This is a genomic window from Rhodococcoides kroppenstedtii (assembly GCF_900111805.1).
GTDB lineage: Bacteria > Actinomycetota > Actinomycetes > Mycobacteriales > Mycobacteriaceae > Rhodococcoides > Rhodococcoides kroppenstedtii.
The window spans coordinates 213,385-230,814 of record NZ_FOJN01000003.1 but is presented as its reverse complement, the minus strand read 5'-3'; the positions used below and the strand labels follow the sequence as shown (position 1 = coordinate 230,814).

Sequence of the window (17,430 nt, the reverse complement as noted above, 5' to 3'; positions counted from 1 at the left end):
GGTGTGACAGAATGGTCAAGCGAGGACATGTTTTGTCAGTCAAAATGGAGCGGAGCCCGTTCATGGTCGACCCTCTCGTTGCAGCCGAGGGCCCGGCCGACCCCCGGCTGGCGCGCTCACGTAACCGGTTGCTCGAAGCGGCGGGCCAGCTGCTGTCCACCGGCGGTGTCGAGGCGGTCACCGTGGAGGCGGTCACCCGCATGTCGAAGGTTGCACGTGCCACTCTGTACCGCCACTTCGGAAGTACCACTGACCTGCTCGCTGCAACCTTCGAGCGACTATTACCCCCAGTCGACACCGATATCGATACCGGTCCGCTACGTGAACGTCTGATTTCGTTGCTCACCACCCAAGCCGACCTCATCGACCAAGCTCCGGTGCAGATGACCACGCTGGCCTGGCTGGCAATGGGGCCCGTCAACAGCGGCGACGCCAGCCGGCGCGATCTCGATCCTGGCGCGGTGGTCTCGCTTCGGGCCCGTGTCATAGAGCAATACCGCAGGTCCCTGGATCAGATCCTGACGGCGCCTGACGCTCGCGCTGTGCTCGGCGAGATCGACACCACCTTCGCCCTCATTCAGCTCCTCGGACCGATAGTGTTCGCTCGCCTCACAGGACTGCGCCACATCCACGCCGACGACTGCATCCAAATCGTCGACAACTTTCTCGCCGCCCATGCCGCAAGTGTCCGATCGAGCACTTCGCGCGACAACAGCCGTCCATGGCCGGCCGCGGCGCTAGACCCGCAGCTCACCGACGGCCAGTAAAACTTGATGGGAAATTTCACCATCAATGCGCTATCCAGTCAGGGATCGCAGCGCTCACTGGATAAGGCCGGACGTGTGCTCGAGAACTCAGAGTTGCACTGCAGTGCACTTCTGACATCGTGCAGCCGTCTTCTGAAACTGACAGCGTTCGGCTGCGCACGCATCTTCACCGACACCGCCAGCGGAGCCTCCACCACCCGCCCCGCCCTCGACGAGCTCCTGGCCGTCGTCCTACCCGGCGACACCGTCTGCGTCTGGCGACTCGACCGACTCGGCCGCAACCTCCCACACCTGATCGAGCTCGTCACCGACCTCAAGAGCAGGGGAGTGGGATTCGCCTCGGTCACCGAACAGATCGACACCACCACCGCCGGCGGAGAACTCATCTTCCACATCTTCGGCGCCCTCGCTGCCTTCGAACGTCAGCTCCTCCGCGAACGCACCGCCGCCGGCCTCGCCGCCGCCCGCGAACGCGGCAAGGTCGGGGGGCGCCCCGCCGCCCTCACCCCGGCCAAGAAGCGGGAAGCCACCCGGATGCGCAACCAGGGCAGCACCGTCGGCGACATCGCCGACGTCCTCGGTGTCAGCAAACGCACCCTGTACCGACACTTTGCGGCGCATGCTGGCCGGCACGCCGGGTAAGCCAACAGCTTCGATGGAGGGTGGCTTCCGGTGACGATCACAGGCGGAGAGTGCGGGCGACCACGGCAGCCCGTCGCGCGGGCTGGACAGCAGCTAGATTTTTCGGAACCTCTTAAATGGCCTCAACGGGACCTCTTTGGTAGCCTTAACGGGACCCCAGTAGAGGAACTCCGTACAAGTCGCGTCAGCACTACGTTGCTTCACGATAGCGCACGCAAATTGGGATAGAAAGGCGGTGCTTTTGATGGGCGAGACTCTTGCCGATGCGGTCAAGCGGGACCGCTGTCCGTTGCGTCGTTCGTTCGTGGAGCGTGCGGAGGGTGACGACACGTTGACCCCGCTCGCCAGCTTGCTCAGAACCCAAGGGGCGTCCGGAGGTCAAGGCGGAGCTCTCAGGATCGCTCTACTGTTGTCGCTCATCTGGGTGACCGCGCGACCTCCCTACACCACGACGCGAGTCGCTGCGTACTGGTCAGGGCTCGTGGGTCGCAGTGACGACCCCAGATCTGACGGGGCGCGCGCAGTACGAGACGCACTGCACGAACTCGCGGACAGAGGGGCACTGGAGCTGCACAACGTTGGTCCGAAGCTCGTCATCGTGCTGCGAGACGAATCGCGGCCCGTCCTCAACGGTGAACCCAATTTGTACGTGCCGCCGTACAACACCGAGCCTTACATCAGCGTTCCGAGGGCGTTCTGGACACGAGGGCTCGCAGGTGACCTGTCCGGAGCTGGCATTGCCATGTACTTGTGCAGCTTGGCCCTGACCAGACCCGACGAACCCGAGTTCTTCATCGCATCGAGCTACTTCGACGAGCGATACGGGATTTCGCGATCAAGTCGCAAACGCGGCCTCAGTGAGCTGGTCGAGAAGGGGGTGCTGACCGTACGAACGGAAGAGTCGCAGAACCCCATCACCTACCGCACAGTCCGCCGAAACGTCTATCGACTCGCGAAGCAGTTCCAGCAACCTGAGCCGTGGACGCCACCGAACGCCGACGCGGGAGCCTTCGCCGTGCCAGCCTCTACCCAAGAGGGCAAGAGGGCAACTGCGACCCGGTGACAACTAGTCGGGTGAGCTGTGTTACACTCTCTCCGCGGGTCTTGGCCCGTGTCACTATCGGGTCGACTGCCCCCGGGGCGCCAATCCTGGAAACAGGGTGGGGAACCACAAGGGGGTGGGGTCAAGCCCACCGGACAAGTCCACTGGACGCGACTACGTGGGCTCCTGCCCCCGAAACGGTAGTGGCCGAGAGGCACCCCAAGGGAGTTCCAACCTCCCAGCGGGGTGCCTTTCTTGTTTCCCTCTCATCCCTGGACGCAGGTACGTTGGCCGCGCGAGGTGAGTGGGCACTTCATCACCTCACGCCGTATGTGGACACACGACGCCACGGAGAGGGGACCCGTGACATCCACCGCGCTCATCCTGCTCGTCGTCACCCTGGTCACGGTCTCGCTCACCGTCGCCGCAGTCGCCGGCTTGCCGGCCTACCGAAGCGCCCGTATCGCTCGACTGGCGGTCTGGCTCGGCATCGCGGGAAGCCTCGTCGGCCTCGCCCTCTACCTCGTCCTGCTCTGGAACCCGATGCAGTTCGTCCGCTACGACGACGACAAGACCCCCAATCCCACCGAGGGCGTAACCATCACCACGCTCCTCGGCACCGGGATGGCCACTGCCATGGCGGTGGCCATCCCGATCTATTTCCGCCCTCGCGGGCAGCAACGCCTCCAACGCGAGCCGTCGCCGAACAGAAACCGCTGGGATCACCCATCCGAAGACGACGCCTGGGCGATGCGCGGGTGATTCGTCAATGGGTCTCGTCCGCCGCCGTCGGTCAGCGGACGAAAGCGGCAGCCTCCCAATCGACAGGGTCGGTCGAGACTCGACGAGCAACCTTGTCGTCCTCGGCGAAAATCGCACTGTCACGGGGATATACGAACCCCCGAGACCGCCCGTCCGGGCCCCGCCTGAAAATCGGTGGCTCGTCGATGTACCTCAGCGATCGCACGTCCGGCCGCTCGTCCGTCTGCCACGTACCATCCCGCAGAACGACATGCTCAGTCTCCCGGACCCTGCAATCAGCGTTCTCGCAGTACATCTGGACGCGGCCGGTATCCGCCAGCAAGTCGGTCGCCGACCGTCGCGAAGTTTCGTCTCCACACCACAGGCACTCGACGTACCTGTGTTCTCCATGCCGAATCCAAGGCACCGCACCGGGAATCCAATCGTCGTGCTCGGACACCACCGCCGGGTCATGAAGCGGACCACCCACGAAATGCTCGAGCACCCGAACGTCCGCCCGCTGCCTGGTTGCTAAGTCGCCATCCCGCACCACCACCACCTCGACCGTCCGCACATCGCACCGCTCGTTGTCGCAGTACACCGCAACCCTGCCCAAGTCAGACGGGTCATTGGAGTAGGACAGAACAGTTTCCCGCTTACCGCAGAGCAAGCAGGTGGTACGCCTCCGCGGGACCGACTGAAACCAGGGAACCGCGGGATCGGCCGCTACCGGCGGCAAGACCGCCGTCCCGCGGGTGTCCACTGCGCGCAGAGCTTCCGGCAACGAGGTGCCGGGACGCGACTTCTGATGAGCACGCGCCGCGCGCTTCTGAGCTGAGTTCTTGACCATAATCAGGTCCTTCACACGATCACTCGACAGCGCCCCGTGCCCACCATCGATGAACGGTGAACGGAATTTCGCGGATCCAGAGGACCTTGCCCTCGAACGTCCGACGCGACACGGGCACGTCATATGACTCGGGTACAGCCACGCGAAGCGGCTCTACGGCCCAATCTACCGCGGTCGTCCCGAACTCGCATCCCGCACAGACAAACCCTTTTCGGAACTACCGCGACCCGGGACGTGGCCGGTTCCCGTCGCTCCCGCACAACACCGCTGCGTGCTTCACCGGTGGAAGGTGGCAGCTCGGGGTGCTGTGACCGACGGTCGCGTATCGCAGGCCAGGCCGTGGCCGGCCGGGCGCCGGCCACCCTGCGGGTGTCCCCTGATCGGAGCTCCGCTGCGCTCCGCACCCATGAAGAGCATCGTTCTTTCGGCACATCTGGCTTCTCCGAGCGTGCGTCACCCGTGCTCGGCTTACCTACACCCGACCTCCGCTGCGCTCCGGCCCACAGGGTCCGAAAACTTTCCAGAGCGCCTCCGGCTGGAAACTTTTCGACTCGGGTGCAGGACGCCGTTCCCGTGCACCGCCCTTCTCTCCCCACGCCAGATGACGGCGAAAGAACGCCAGGGGAGAAGGGGACCGATCACCATGACCACACGCCGCACCACCGCGAAGTCCGCCGAGGACAAGGCCGCCGCCCGCCGCGAGTTGGCCGAGCAGCTGCACGCCTCCATCACCGACCAGGTCGCCGCACTGGTGGATTCGGATGCGTGGCGGGCGTACCTCGACCACATGGCCGCGTTCCACTCCTACAGCTTCAACAACGTCCTGCTGATCCTCGCCCAACGCCCCACCGCAACCCAGGTCGCCGGGTTCCGCGCCTGGCAGAAACTCGGCCGCCAGGTCCGCAAGGGTGAAAAGGCGATCCGCATCTACGGCTACAGCACCCGCACCGTCACCGACACCGACCCCGACACCGGCGACGAAAGCACCCGCAAGGTCCCCACGTTCCCGATCCTGTCCGTCTTCGACCAAGGACAAACCGACCCCATCGAAGGCCACCCGCAGCCCGAGCCGGTCGCCCACCGCCTCACCGGCGACGACCCCGCCGCGATCTACGACCGCACCGCCGCCGTCATGACCGCCCGAGGGTGGACCGTCACCCGCGAAATCATCGAAGGCGAGACCAACGGCTACACCACCACCGACGGCACCCGCCGCATCGTCGTCGACGCCCGCCTCGCCCCCGCCCAGGCCGCCAAAACGATGCTGCACGAAGCCGCGCACGCCCTCATGCACGCCGCCGACACCCTCACCGCCGAGGACCGGCGAGACCTGCACCGCGGGCGGATGGAAGTCGAAGCCGAATCCGTCGCCTACGTCCTGGCCGGGATTCTCGGACTCGACACCGCCGCCTACAGCGTCGGCTACGTCGCCGGATGGGCGAACGGCGACACCGCCGCTATCGCCGACACCGCCCGCGCCGTCCTCGCTACGGTGCACGAGCTCGCCGACGCCCTCGACCCCACCGACACCGACACCGACACCGCCGACAGTGCCGTCGATGACGGCGACACGGCCGAGACGGCCGCGGCCTGACCGGCCCTGACCTGGAAGGAACCCCCACCCGATGCCCGCTCAAGCCTGGGTGACCCTGATCGTCGGCGTCCTCGCCGTCGTCGGGGTCGCCCTCACCGTCCGCCAACGCACCCGCGCCGACAACCGCGCCCAGTCCTGGCAACGCATCACCTGGTGTCTCGAGCGCACCGTCAGCAAGGACGACGACGAAGCGACGCTCGGATGGGAAGTGTTCGGGACAGTGGCCCGAACGCCGTTCATCGCGGCCACCGACCGAGACACTCTGCAGACCATCGCCGACTACGCCGCTGGACCGGCAGGCCTGGCGCAACCGGACGACACCGACGACACTGGTACCGACACCGACGAGGAGGGCCCGCGATGACGACCACCGAGAACCCCACGCCCCGCAAGGCGCGGTCGATGCAGGTCCGATCCGCCGCCGCTCGCGCATCGATCAAGCTCCGCGAGTACGACAACAAGCCCGTACCGCAGTGGCTCCGCGACGTCGCCGCAGGCAAGGACTCCGCACCACCGGCGGCCAGCCGGTAGAACCGCACGCCCCGACAAGGCCCGCACCCACCAGGGTGCGGGCCTTCCTCGTGTCCGGGGTCGGGTCGCGGCCGGCGGGTGTCGCTCCCTGTCGGTGTCGGCGGCCACCGGTCATGTGAGGTGGCCGGCCCGGGGGCCGGGCGCCGGCCACCCTGCGGGCGTCCCTGATCGGAGCTCCGCTGCGCTCCGCCCTGTGACAAGCAGAGACGTTCTTTCGTCACATCCGGCTACCTCCGATGCTGCGGCACTCCCTCCCTCATCGCCAACGCCCGACCTCCGCTGCGCTCCGTCCCCTGCGGGGTCCGAAAACTTCTCGGCCCGTGGGCCTCCGCTGCGCTCCGGCCCCGAGAACTTTTCGGCTCGGGTGCTGGCATCGGTCACTCGCACCGCCTCCTCTACGCCACGCCGGATGCACGGCGAAAGAACGCCAAGGGAGAAAGGGGAGTGCTCACCATGAGCCGCACCGTCACTGTCACAGGGGATTTCGAGACCGCCGCCCGCGCTGCCGTCGCCGCCGCCGCGCTGCGGGTCCGCGAGCACGCACTACGCCAGGTCACCGCCTACACCGCACGCGCCGAGCAGGCCGCTGCCGATCCGGAGTCGTCAACCGAAGCCGCCCACCGCGACGGAGTCGCCTACTGGGCGTGCACCGCCCGTGAGAACGGGGCCACCGAGGAGCAGATCACCGCCGCCGAGCAGGCCGCACCGAGGCTCGTCCGGTGACGCACCGCTACGGGCGGGGGAGAGGCCCACCACCGGCGGGCGCATCACCCCGACCAGCACCACCCAGAGAAGAAAAACACCGGACAGCTCCAATCTGCCCGGTGTCTCACCGAAAACCCTAGCAGGAGAGACACCCACCATGAACGCACCAACCCAGAACGCCACCCCCGCAACCGAAACCGCCGCCGCCGACGCGGTGGTGGGGGAGGCGTTGATCCGTCTCGCCCCGACCGCCCTCGTCCTCGGGCCGAACGTGCGCGATGCGGTCGACACCGACACCGACCAGTTCCGCGCCGTGGTCGACTCGATCCGCGAGCACGGGGTGCTGCTGCCGATCCTCGCCCGCCGCACCGGCAACGAGGTCACCGTCATCGACGGCCAGGTCCGCACCCTCGCCGCGATCACCGCCGACGTCGACACGGTCCCGGTCATCGTCACCCAGACCGGCACCGACGGTGCGGCGGCGGAAATCGAACGACTTTCCCACCAGGTCGTCGCCAACGACCGCCGCATCGGGCTGACGGTGTCCCAGCGGGCGAAAGCCGTCGCGGACATGCTCGACCTCGGTGTCTCGGCGACGAAGGTCGGCAAGGCCGTTCAGATGCCGAGGGCGCTGGTCAAGACCGCCGCCGCCGCCGGACGGTCGGAGACCGCCCGCGAGGCCGTCGACGCCGGACAGCTCACCCTCGAGCAGGCCGCGATCGTGGCCGAGTTCGACGCGGACGGCGACACCGACGCCGTCGAGGAACTGCTCGAACGGGGCCGGTGGGGTTTCGACTTCACCGCCCGGCGACTGCTGACCGAGAAGGCCGAGCGGACCGCACGCGCCGACGCCGGAACCACGTGGGCCGAGCGCGGATTCACCGTCCTGACCACCGAACCCACCCACGGCGACGGGTACCTGCGCGCCGAGGACCTGGTCACCGTCGACGGCGGGAGCGAGGTCACCGCCGAGCACATCGAGGCCACCGCCGCGCACTGGGCGGTGTGGCTGACCCACGAGGAGCAGTTCACCGACACCGCCACCGGCGAGGTCGTCGACGCCGAGGAGATCGACTGGTCCACCGAGGGCGAACCCGACGCCGAACCGGAGGACGGGTTCCGCCACCACGGCAGCGTCACCGCCGCGATGGTGTGGACGGCGGAGTACGTCACCGCCGACCCCGCCGCCGCCGGGGTCACACCGAACGCGGTCCTCGCCGCCGCCCTGGCCGCACCCGCCGCCGACGGTGACCCCGACGCGCAGGCGCAGGCGCGAGAGCAGGCCCGCGCCGCCGCCGAGTTGGCCGCGAAGGAGCAGGCCAGGATCGAGCGACGCCGGACGGTGGAGCTGAACAAGGCCTCCGCCGCCGCGACCGAGGTGCGGATCGAGTGGCTGACGAAGTTCCTCACCCGCAAGACGTTGCCGAAGGACGCCGGGAAGTGGATCGCGGAAACCCTGATCGACGAGCCCGCACTACTCGGGGAGAACAAGGCCCCGCAGTACCTCGCCCAACTGCTCGGGGTCACCGTGCCCGACCCGACCGGCCCCGAAGCCGGATACCCGCACGCGAAGGACCGGGCCGCACGCATCGCCCTCGAGGCGGTGCTCGACAAGGCCAGCGACGGGCGCGCCCAGGTGCTCACCCTGGCGCAGATCCTCGCCGCCTACGAAGCGCGGATGAGCGGCAAGGGCCACGACTCGTGGCGGCGCACCCACTACGGCAACCTCGACAACTACCTCGGGTTCCTCCACCGGCACGGGCACCACCTGACCCCGACCGAACAGGCCGCAGCCGCCGAGGTCACCCCCGAGCAGGCCCACCAGCAACTCACCGCCGACACCGACGAGGAGTAGCACCCGGTCACCCGGTTGCGGGTGCCCCCACAACAGGGGGCACCCGCACCACCCGAGGTGCACCGCACCGGAGAGTCGCACCCGTGGGGAGCCGTCCCCGACCGGGCCGAGGGGGCGGTCCCCCTCGGGCTCCCCCCGAGGCGCACCACCCGCCGGGGCGCACGTCCTCGACGCGGCACCCCTGTCGCACCCCTACGGCACACTGACCACCACCACGAAAAGACCAGCACCCAGGGGGGAACCATGCTGACCTACCTCGGCCTCGCACTGATCGTCGCCGCCGCCTACGCCACCACCCGGCTCACCGCACCCCGACACCGCGCCGCCGCCTTCGCGGCCATCGTCGCCGGCGTCGTCCTCGGCGCCGCCGGCCTCCTCGCCCGCTTCGACGACCCGCACAACCTCACCCACTGGATCGTCGGCGGCACCGTCACCGTCCTCGCCGCCGTCATCGCCCTCGCCGGCACCCGCGTCGCAATCCACCTCGCCCGCACCACGCCCAGCGACCAAGCGTGACCGACCACCCGGGGGCGCCGGACTACGACGTCGACACCGACGCCCGCTACGCCCTCATCGCCGACGGCCACGACCCCGACGACCCGCAGCTACGCCGCGAGCACGCCGACGTCGCCGCGCTCCTGCGCCAGCACCGGCACCTGACCACCGGCGACGGGCCCCTCGCCACCTGGCGTGACACCACACCGCTGCGCCGCACCCGCCACTGACACCGGCAGAGAATCGAACGTGCGTTCGATGCTCTGCTACAGTCGACCCGCGGGGCCGGGCGGTGGCGCACCACCCCCCGGTCGTCACGGGAAGCGTTCGGCCCCGCACACACCCAACCCGGGAACGATGCAGGTAGGGCAGGGGAGCGGACATGTTTCAGGACTGGCCCGTCCGCCACACCCCCGAACCCCGCAAGACCTTCGAACCACCCCTCCCGGTCACCATCGACCTCGGCCGCGCCTTCGCCCGCACACCCCGCTCCATGCGCCAAGGACTCGCCCTGCGCGTCAAAGCCGAAGGCATCGCCCTCGTCGGCGACGCCCCCGGCCTCCTACGGGTGTGGATCCGCACCACTTCTCTGCACCAGTCAAGTCGATGAAAAGTCCCGGCGGGCCTTCGAGGGTTCGGGCCGGTCGATGACGTCGAACGTGAGGTTCCTATCCGACTGGCCGATCGGGAGGGTAGGGCAGTCGGCTGCTGAAATCGATGTCGACGCGGACTGGGCGCCCGATCTGAGGGAAAGCGCGTTGTTCGCAGTCCCTCCGTTCGCAGACCTTGCATCCGGCGCCGATGGGAACGGGTGAGATTTGCTCGTCCAGCCGAATCCCCTGCGAGTAGATCAGGCGTGAGGCGTGCGTGATGTCGCAGCCGAGTCCGACGGCGAAGCTACGGTGCGGTGCCCCGTACGGTCGGGGGCCGTCGTCCGTGGTGCGGGCGATCCACAGGTAGGTGCGTCCGTCGGGCATCTGCGCGACCTGGGTGAGTATGCGGCCGGGGGTGCCGAAGGCGTCGTGTACCACCCACAACGGGCAACTTCCGCCGACTCGGGAGAAGTGAAACGCGGTCGCGGACTGACGTTTCGAGATGTTTCCAGCCCGGTCGGTACGGACGAAGAAGAACGGTACCCCGCGCCGTGTCGGCCGCTGCAGCGTCGACAGGCGGTGGCACACGGTTTCGAAGCCGACCTCGAACTGCAACGCGAGCATCTCGATGTCGTAGTTCAGGTGTTCCGCGGCGTCGAGAAATCGGTTGTACGGCAGGACGAGTGCACCGGCGAAGTAGTTCGCCAGACCGATTTTCGCCAGCTCCCGCGCGTCGGTGCTGAGCCCGCTCGCGGCCGCTACCTGACGGTCGATCTCCTCGCGTTGGGTAAGAAACGCCAGTTGGGTGGCGATCTGGAACGCGCGTTGACCCGAGCTCAGGTGACGGGCCAAGGTCAGGGTCCGATTCGGTGCGTCGAACACCCGTTTGGGGCCAGGACGCTCCGGGGGATCGGTGCGCAGACGGACAGCGATACCGTGCTCGGAGGCGAGCAGTGCTGCCAGTTGGATGTCGAGCGAGCCAGGCTGTAAGGCGTGATCGACGAACAACTGTTCGGCGGCGCTGTCGAGTTCGGGGACGTGGTTGTGCTTGTCGTAGAAAAAGTCTCGTACTTCTTCGAACGGCATCGGGACCACCGGGCCGGCACCGGATCCGGGTGGTGCGGCAAGATGGACGCTGTATTGCTCGAGCTGTTCCGTCGCCGCTCGTAGCCGGCGGTGCACGGCCACCAGTGCGGTGCCGATGTCCGGCATCCGGGCCACGCACTCCTCGACCACAGTGGGGTTCGGCGGCGCCGACCCCACCGCGGTGAGAACTTCCTGCAGGTCGGCGGCGAGCCGGGCGTCGTCCTCGGCCGCGAAGAACTGGGCGTCGAGGTCGAACGTGGCATTGAGTTTCAGCAGAACCGGCACCGTGAGCGGACGTTGACCGTTCTCGATCTGATTGACGTAACTCGCCGACAGATCCAGCGTCCGGGCGAGTTGAAGCTGGGTCAGGCCCCGCTCCTCCCTCAACCGCCGAAGCCGCGGGCCGCCGTAGATCTTCTGCATCGTCACTGCTCCTCGGCTGCTCTCACCGACACCTTCTCGGTGCACCCAATCACGACCGCGCGGATTCGCACCATTCGCAAAGTCGACCGACTCATGCCGCAAAAATACGCATGAGCACTCCATTCCAGGCTCGTGGTGGTCTGCATACGCTGCAACTACTGGACCGGTCGGTCGTCCGACGACACGACCTGAGACCTCTCGGAGGAGAACAGAGTTGAAGACCCACCCCCTTCGCACCCACCGTTCCGCCGAGGACCTCCCCCGCGAGGAGCACCTCGCATGGAAGATCGCCGCGGTCGCAACCGACCCGGTCGAGGTCCCGCAGGACACCACCGAGATGGTGATCAACCGCATCATCGACAACGCCGCGGTCGCAGCGGCATCCCTGACCCGCCGCCCGGTCGCCAACGCCCGTGCTCAAGCGCAGGCGCATCCGTACAGCCCCGGAGCGACCGTGTTCGGGATCGGCGGCACGTTCTCACCGGAATGGGCGGCGTGGGCCAACGGTGTCGCGGTGCGCGAACTCGATTTTCACGACACGTTCCTCGCCGCCGAATACTCGCACCCGGGTGACAACATTCCGCCGATCCTCGCGGCCGCGCAGCACACCGGCCGCAGCGGCGCGGATCTGATTCGCGGACTCGCGACCGGTTACGAGATCCAGGTGGACCTGGTGCGCGCCATCTGCCTACACGAGCACAAGATCGACCATGTCGCGCACCTCGGCCCGTCCGCCGCCGCCGGCATCGGCACGCTGCTCGGACTCGACACCGAAACCGTCTACCAGGCGATCGGCCAGGCGCTGCACACCACCACCGCGACCCGGCAGTCCCGCAAGGGAGAGATCTCCAGTTGGAAGGCCTACGCACCGGCCTTCGCCGGGAAAATGGCCGTCGAAGCGGTCGACCGCGCCATGCGCGGCGAAGGGGCGCCGGCTCCGATCTGGGAGGGCGAGGACGGTGTCATCGCATGGCTGCTCGGCGGCCCGAAGGCGGAGTACGCGGTGCCGCTTCCCGGTCCCGGTGAGGCCAAGCGGGGAATCCTCGACACCTACACCAAGGAACACTCGGCCGAGTATCAGAGCCAGGCCCCGATCGACCTCGCGTTCCGGCTGCGTGAGCGTATCGGCGACGTGGACCGGATCGCGTCGATCGTGCTGCACACCAGTCACCACACCCACTACGTGATCGGTACCGGCTCGAACGACCCGCAGAAGTTCGACCCGCGCGCCTCCCGCGAGACCCTCGACCACTCGATCATGTACATCTTCGCCGTCGCACTGCAGGACGGCACCTGGCACCACGAACGCTCCTACGCTCCCGAGCGTGCACAACGTCCCGACACGGTCGCGTTGTGGAAGAAGATCTCCACCGCGGAAGACCCGGACTGGACTCGCCGCTATCACTCCACCGATCCGAACGAAAAAGCCTTCGGTGCCCGCGCCGAAGTCACCCTCGACAGCGGCGAGGTCATCGTCGACGAACTCGCCGTCGCCGATGCGCACCCGCTGGGCGCCCGCCCGTTCGCTCGGGAGCAGTACATCGCGAAATTCCGCACCCTCGCCGAGGGCGTGGTGGCCCCGGCCGAGCAGGACCGCTTCCTCGACGCCGCGCAGCGCACCCCGGACCTGCGGGCCGGCGAGTTGAACGAGCTCACCTTCGCGGTGTCGGACGAGGTGCTCGGCCGGTCACCGCGCTCCCCCGGGGGCCTGTTCCGGTGACCGGGCTCATCGCCGCCGCGGCGTCCGCCTCCGACAAGCGGGCCGGCCTCCGCGCTGCCCTGACGTCGGAGACCGTCACCCGCCTACCGGGGGCGATCAATCCGCTGACAGCGAAGCTGATCCAGGAGATCGGCTTCGAGGGTGTCTACGTCTCGGGCGGCGCGTTCTCCGCCGGCCTCGGCCTACCCGACATCGGGCTGACCACGCTTACCGAAGTCGTCTCGCACAGCGAGCAGATCGCTCGGGTCACCGACCTGCCCGTCCTGATCGACGCCGACACCGGATTCGGGGAACCGATGTCCGCCGCGCGCACCGTTCTCGCCGCCGAGGACGCCGGGATCGCCGGCCTGCACCTCGAGGACCAGGTCAACCCGAAGCGGTGTGGGCATCTCGACGGCAAGGCCATCGTGCCCACCGAGGAGATGGTCCGTCGGCTGCGGGCCGCGGTGACTGCCCGCCGCGACCCGAACTTCGTGATCTGCGCCCGCACCGACGCCGCCGGTATCGACGGTCTCGGCGCCGCGATCGACCGGGCGAAGGCGTATGCCGACGCCGGGGCCGACCTGATCTTCACCGAGGCCCTGCACACCGCAGCCGACTTCGCGGCGTTCCGCCGCGCCGTGGACACCCCGCTGCTGGCGAACATGACCGAATTCGGCAAGTCGGCGCTGATCCCGGCCCACACCCTGCAGGACATCGGCTACAACGCGGTGATCTACCCGGTGACCACCCTGCGGCTCGCCATGGGCGCCATCGAGGCAGGTCTCCGCGAAATCCACGACACGGGAACGCAAGCGGGACTTCTCGACCGGATGCAGACCCGCTCGCGGCTGTACGAGGTGCTCGAGTACGAGCGCTACAACGACTTCGACTCCGGAATCTTCAACTTCGCACTCGACAGGAACCAGTGATGACCGAGACCACCACCCCCACCATCTGCAAGGGCCTGGCCGGTGTCGTCGTCGACACCACCGCCATCTCCAAGGTCGTTCCCGAGACCAACTCCCTGACCTACCGCGGCTATGCCGTCCAGGACCTCGCTGCGCACTGCAGCTTCGAGCAGGTCGCGTACCTGCTCTGGAACGGCGAACTACCCACCGACACTCAACTCGAGCACTTCCTCCAACGGGAACGGGCCAACCGCCGCGTCGACCGGTCGTTGCTGACGCTGGTGGCGAAGATGCCCGAGAACTGCCACCCCATGGACGTGGTCCGCACCGCGATCAGCTACCTCGGCGCGGAAGACCCGCAGGAATGGGACAACGACCCGGCAGCGCTGCGCGAGAAGTCTCTACGCATGATGGCCGTACTCCCGACCATCATCGCGGCCGACCACCGGCGCCGCCGCGGCCTCGACCCCATCGCGCCGCACAGCCACCTCGGTTTCGCCGAGAACTTCCTGACCATGTGCTTCGGGTCCATGCCCGACAGCACCATCGTCAGCGCGTTCGAAACCTCGTTAATCCTCTACGCCGAGCACAGCTTCAACGCCTCCACCTTCGCCGCGCGTGTCGTCACCTCGACACTGTCCGACATCTACAGCGCCGTCACCGCCGCCATCGGCACCCTCAAGGGGCCACTGCACGGCGGCGCCAACGAGGCCGTGATGCACGACATGCTCGCCATCGGCGACCCCGAGAACGCCGAGCAGTGGCTGCGCGACAAACTCGCCCGTGGGGACAAGGTGATGGGGTTCGGCCACCGCGTCTACAAGCACGGCGATTCCCGCGTCCCCACCATGCACGCGGCGTTCCTCGACGTCGCCGCCCACACCGGTGGGCACAAGTGGAAAGCGATGTACGACATCCTCGAACGCACCATGCGAGATGCCACCGGAATCGAACCGAACCTCGACTTCCCGACAGGGCCCACCTACTACCTGATGGGCTTCGACATCGAGATGTTCACACCCCTCTTCGTGATGAGCCGCATCACCGGATGGACCGCCCACATCATCGAGCAAGGCGAATCCAACGCCCTCATCCGGCCTCTCAGCGAGTACACCGGCGTTCCGCAACGCTCGGTCGTCGCCTGAGCCCACCGCACGGACCGGGCCGTGACCCCGTCCGCCCGTGTGCGCGGCTCTTCGACTCGCCGCTGCATCGTGCGCCGGGGGTTCCCCACCCGAACGGCACCGGCGGCGTCTTCCGCCCCGTTCGACACGGCGACTCTGCAGTGGTCGGAACACGTCGAAAGTAGTGACCTGACGACGGTCGCCGGTCGAGGCGACCGCGTCGCCGTCGAACCCCTCCTGTTGCAACCGGAACCGTCGGCGACGTCAGGACAACTCACGCCGGACGAGTTCGGTGCCGGCGGCGAGGGCGATCATCTTCTCCCGTGCCACGCGACGGTCGAGCGGCGCCATGCCGCAGTTGGTGCTCGGCATCAGGTCGCCCGCGTCGACGAAAGGCAGTGCGCGTCGAAGGGTGGCGGCGACCTCGTCGGGCGTCTCGATGGTGTCGCTGGCCACGTCGATCGCTCCCAGCATGACCTTCTTCCCGCGGAGCAGGTCGATCAGCTCGACCGGCACCCGAGAATGGTGGCTCTCGAGCGACACGATGTCGATCGACGACCCCTGCAGGAGAGGAAACGACCTTTCGTACTGTCGCCATTCGGTCCCGAGCGTCGCCTTCCAGGCGGTGTTGGCCTCGATGCCGTAGCCGTAGCAGATGTGCACGGCGGTATCGCAGCGCAGCCCCTCGATCGCCCGCTCGAGCGTCGCGACGCCCCAGTCCTCGAGCTCGTCGAAGAACACGTTGAACGCGGGCTCGTCGATCTGGATGATGTCGACCCCAGCCGCTTCCAGGGCCTTCGCCTCCAGGTTCAGGACGGACGCGAACTCCCACGCCAAACGCTCACGGCTCCGGTAATAGTCGTCGTAGAGGGTGTCGATCATCGTCATCGGACCAGGCAAGGCCCACTTGATCGGCCGCTCGGTCGCCGCTCGAAGATGCGCCGCGTCGGCCGCGAACACCGCTCCCTCGTAGCTCACCGCGCCGACCACCGTGGGCACACTCGCGTCGTAGCGGTCACGAATCCGGACGGTCTCGCGCCGATCGAAGTCGACGCCCCCGAGCTGCTCGACGAAGGTGGTCACGAAATGCTGACGCGTCTGTTCACCGTCGCTGACGATGTCGAGCCCCGCACGGTGCTGCTCATGTGCCGCGAGGGCCTGGGCGTCGAGTTTCCCATCGAGCAGTTCGCCGCCCCGCAGCTTCCACGGGGACCAGAGCTTCTCCGGTTCCGAAAGCCAGGAAGGTTTGGGCAGGCTGCCGACGATCGAGGTGGGAAGAAGTGAGGTCATCCGTGCAGTTCTCTCTTCGGGTGTCGGCGGGTCATGCGGACGGCTGGGCAGCCCACCGCTCGAGCGCAGCCCCGTACGGTGCGATGAGGTTGACCTCGGTGAACCGCCCCTGCGTGGTCGCCAACCGGGCGCGTTCCTCGCGGTCGTAGCTCACCTGCGGGAGCGAGAAGTCACCGTTGTCGAGTCGGGGCCGATAGACCTCCGCCGCAGCGGTGTTCGCGTTGTAGATCTCCGGGCGATAGATCTTCTGGAACGTCTCCATCGTCGCGATCGTCCCAGCGAGTGCGAGAAACGAGTAGTCGGTGAGCAAGTCCGCGCCGTGATAGAACGCCAGCGGCGCAACCGATCCACGCGGCATGAAGTACCGCACCCGCAGACCCATCTTCTCGAAGTATCGGTCGGTCAGCGAGCTTTCGTCCGCCTCGTACTCCACCCCCAGGATCGGGTGGTGATTGGTCAGTCGGCGGTACGTCCTCGACGTCGACACGCTGATACAGATGACCGGTAGTTGCGCGAACCGTTCCCTGTACTCCTCCGACTCGACGAAGCGCCGAAAAACCCGCCCGTGCAGATCGCCGAAGTCGTCGGGGATGCACCCCGCGCGGTGCTCGGCCAGTCGAACGCCGAAATCGTAGTCTCGAATGTACGAGGAGAAGTTGTTGCCGACGATGCCCTCCGTGCGGGTGCCCGTGGTGGTGTCGACGATGTCGACGTCGAGCACTTCGATCACCGGAAACGACGCCTCGTCTGCGGCCGCCGCGCGGCGCAGGTCCACCGAGACGATGTCGAGGTCGAGGGCGTAGCGATCACCCCGCGGATTGTCCCAGTGCACCAACTCGTTGACGCGGGTGTTCATCATCGTCACCGCGTTGCGCAGATTGCGCCGACGGCCCTCTCCCCGTGCGAGATTCGCGAAGTTGGTCGTAGTGCGCGAACTCGTCGACGGGGTGTAGTCCTCGTCGAAGCGTGTCGTGCCGATACTGAAAACCCAGTCGTGTGCCATGCCGATCCGCCGCCCCGTTCACGTGCAAAGAACGCAGTGACGAACGCGTCGCCGCACGGTCACTGCCCGATGATGCGCA

At 67.5% G+C, this 17,430-nt stretch carries 19 protein-coding genes; 15 read left to right on the top strand and 4 right to left on the bottom strand.

Annotated elements, in window-relative coordinates; translation table 11 throughout:
• Positions 1–62: 62 nt before the first annotated feature.
• The 4 genes from BMZ18_RS05265 (at position 63) to BMZ18_RS05255 (ending at position 3,213) form a co-directional block, all read left to right on the top strand.
• Positions 63–767 (top strand): TetR/AcrR family transcriptional regulator, encoded by a 705-nt coding sequence (locus BMZ18_RS05265; RefSeq protein WP_074921990.1) that lies wholly within the window; start codon positions 63–65, stop codon positions 765–767.
• A 75-nt stretch (positions 768–842) separates the two neighbouring features.
• Positions 843–1,409 carry a recombinase family protein gene (locus BMZ18_RS05260; protein WP_244516417.1) on the top strand — a complete coding sequence of 189 codons (567 nt, stop codon included), beginning with the start codon at positions 843–845 and terminating at the stop codon, positions 1,407–1,409.
• Between the two features lie 235 nt (positions 1,410–1,644).
• The gene (locus tag BMZ18_RS19325) at positions 1,645–2,472 is read left to right on the top strand and encodes a hypothetical protein (protein WP_139203845.1); all 828 of its coding nucleotides are present in this window, start codon (positions 1,645–1,647) and stop codon (positions 2,470–2,472) included.
• A gap of 342 nt (positions 2,473–2,814) precedes the next feature.
• On the top strand, positions 2,815–3,213 hold the full coding sequence (locus BMZ18_RS05255; RefSeq protein ID WP_074921883.1) for a hypothetical protein: 399 nt from the start codon (positions 2,815–2,817) through the stop codon (positions 3,211–3,213).
• Between the two features lie 31 nt (positions 3,214–3,244).
• Here the strand turns inward: BMZ18_RS05255 and BMZ18_RS05250 are convergent, their stop codons facing one another.
• The gene (locus tag BMZ18_RS05250; RefSeq protein ID WP_074921881.1) at positions 3,245–4,057 is read right to left on the bottom strand and encodes a hypothetical protein; all 813 of its coding nucleotides are present in this window, start codon (positions 4,055–4,057) and stop codon (positions 3,245–3,247) included.
• A gap of 628 nt (positions 4,058–4,685) precedes the next feature.
• Here BMZ18_RS05250 and BMZ18_RS05245 point away from each other — a divergent pair.
• From BMZ18_RS05245 to BMZ18_RS05215, 8 genes are all read left to right on the top strand, one after another.
• Entirely contained in the window at positions 4,686–5,636 is a 951-nt protein-coding gene (locus tag BMZ18_RS05245) for an ArdC-like ssDNA-binding domain-containing protein (RefSeq protein WP_074921879.1), read from the top strand.
• Between the two features lie 31 nt (positions 5,637–5,667).
• The gene (locus BMZ18_RS05240) at positions 5,668–6,000 is read left to right on the top strand and encodes a hypothetical protein (protein ID WP_074921877.1); all 333 of its coding nucleotides are present in this window, start codon (positions 5,668–5,670) and stop codon (positions 5,998–6,000) included.
• Entirely contained in the window at positions 5,997–6,167 is a 171-nt protein-coding gene (locus BMZ18_RS19640) for a hypothetical protein (protein ID WP_170851456.1), read from the top strand. The genes BMZ18_RS05240 and BMZ18_RS19640 overlap by 4 nt, the downstream gene beginning before the upstream one ends.
• Before the next feature lie 453 nt (positions 6,168–6,620).
• The gene (locus tag BMZ18_RS05235; protein ID WP_139203844.1) at positions 6,621–6,890 is read left to right on the top strand and encodes a hypothetical protein; all 270 of its coding nucleotides are present in this window, start codon (positions 6,621–6,623) and stop codon (positions 6,888–6,890) included.
• Positions 6,891–7,029: 139 nt separating this feature from the next.
• Complete coding sequence (locus BMZ18_RS05230) at positions 7,030–8,727, top strand: ParB/RepB/Spo0J family partition protein (protein WP_083400164.1); 1,698 nt, start codon at positions 7,030–7,032, stop codon at positions 8,725–8,727.
• Between the two features lie 243 nt (positions 8,728–8,970).
• The gene (locus tag BMZ18_RS05225; RefSeq protein WP_074921873.1) at positions 8,971–9,243 is read left to right on the top strand and encodes a hypothetical protein; all 273 of its coding nucleotides are present in this window, start codon (positions 8,971–8,973) and stop codon (positions 9,241–9,243) included.
• Positions 9,240–9,452 carry a hypothetical protein gene (locus BMZ18_RS05220; protein ID WP_074921872.1) on the top strand — a complete coding sequence of 71 codons (213 nt, stop codon included), beginning with the start codon at positions 9,240–9,242 and terminating at the stop codon, positions 9,450–9,452. Before BMZ18_RS05225 ends, BMZ18_RS05220 begins: the two co-directional genes overlap by 4 nt.
• 152 nt (positions 9,453–9,604) lie before the next feature.
• Positions 9,605–9,832: a hypothetical protein gene (locus BMZ18_RS05215; protein WP_074921870.1), complete on the top strand. Its 228-nt coding sequence runs from the start codon at positions 9,605–9,607 to the stop codon at positions 9,830–9,832.
• A gap of 58 nt (positions 9,833–9,890) precedes the next feature.
• On the opposite strand, the gene BMZ18_RS05210 is transcribed toward BMZ18_RS05215, so the two are convergent.
• Positions 9,891–11,324 (bottom strand): short-chain fatty acyl-CoA regulator family protein, encoded by a 1,434-nt coding sequence (locus BMZ18_RS05210; protein WP_074921986.1) that lies wholly within the window; start codon positions 11,322–11,324, stop codon positions 9,891–9,893.
• A 214-nt stretch (positions 11,325–11,538) separates the two neighbouring features.
• Here BMZ18_RS05210 and prpD point away from each other — a divergent pair, with 214 nt between their 5' ends.
• Genes prpD through BMZ18_RS05195 form a run of 3 tightly spaced genes read left to right on the top strand, consistent with a single transcriptional unit; the run spans position 11,539 to position 15,079 of the window.
• Positions 11,539–13,044: a 2-methylcitrate dehydratase PrpD gene (gene prpD, locus BMZ18_RS05205; RefSeq protein ID WP_074921868.1), complete on the top strand. Its 1,506-nt coding sequence runs from the start codon at positions 11,539–11,541 to the stop codon at positions 13,042–13,044.
• The gene (gene prpB / locus BMZ18_RS05200) at positions 13,041–13,955 is read left to right on the top strand and encodes a methylisocitrate lyase (RefSeq protein WP_074921866.1); all 915 of its coding nucleotides are present in this window, start codon (positions 13,041–13,043) and stop codon (positions 13,953–13,955) included. The genes prpD and prpB overlap by 4 nt, the downstream gene beginning before the upstream one ends.
• Positions 13,955–15,079, top strand: a complete 1,125-nt coding sequence (locus BMZ18_RS05195; protein WP_074921865.1) for a bifunctional 2-methylcitrate synthase/citrate synthase — start codon at positions 13,955–13,957, stop codon at positions 15,077–15,079. Before prpB ends, BMZ18_RS05195 begins: the two co-directional genes overlap by 1 nt.
• Positions 15,080–15,322: 243 nt before the next feature.
• On the opposite strand, the gene BMZ18_RS05190 is transcribed toward BMZ18_RS05195, so the two are convergent.
• Both BMZ18_RS05190 and BMZ18_RS05185 read right to left on the bottom strand, forming a co-directional pair.
• The gene (locus BMZ18_RS05190) at positions 15,323–16,348 is read right to left on the bottom strand and encodes a methionine synthase (protein WP_074921863.1); all 1,026 of its coding nucleotides are present in this window, start codon (positions 16,346–16,348) and stop codon (positions 15,323–15,325) included.
• A gap of 31 nt (positions 16,349–16,379) precedes the next feature.
• Positions 16,380–17,351, bottom strand: a complete 972-nt coding sequence (locus tag BMZ18_RS05185) for a putative oxygenase MesX (RefSeq protein ID WP_074921861.1) — start codon at positions 17,349–17,351, stop codon at positions 16,380–16,382.
• Positions 17,352–17,430: the final 79 nt, after the last annotated feature.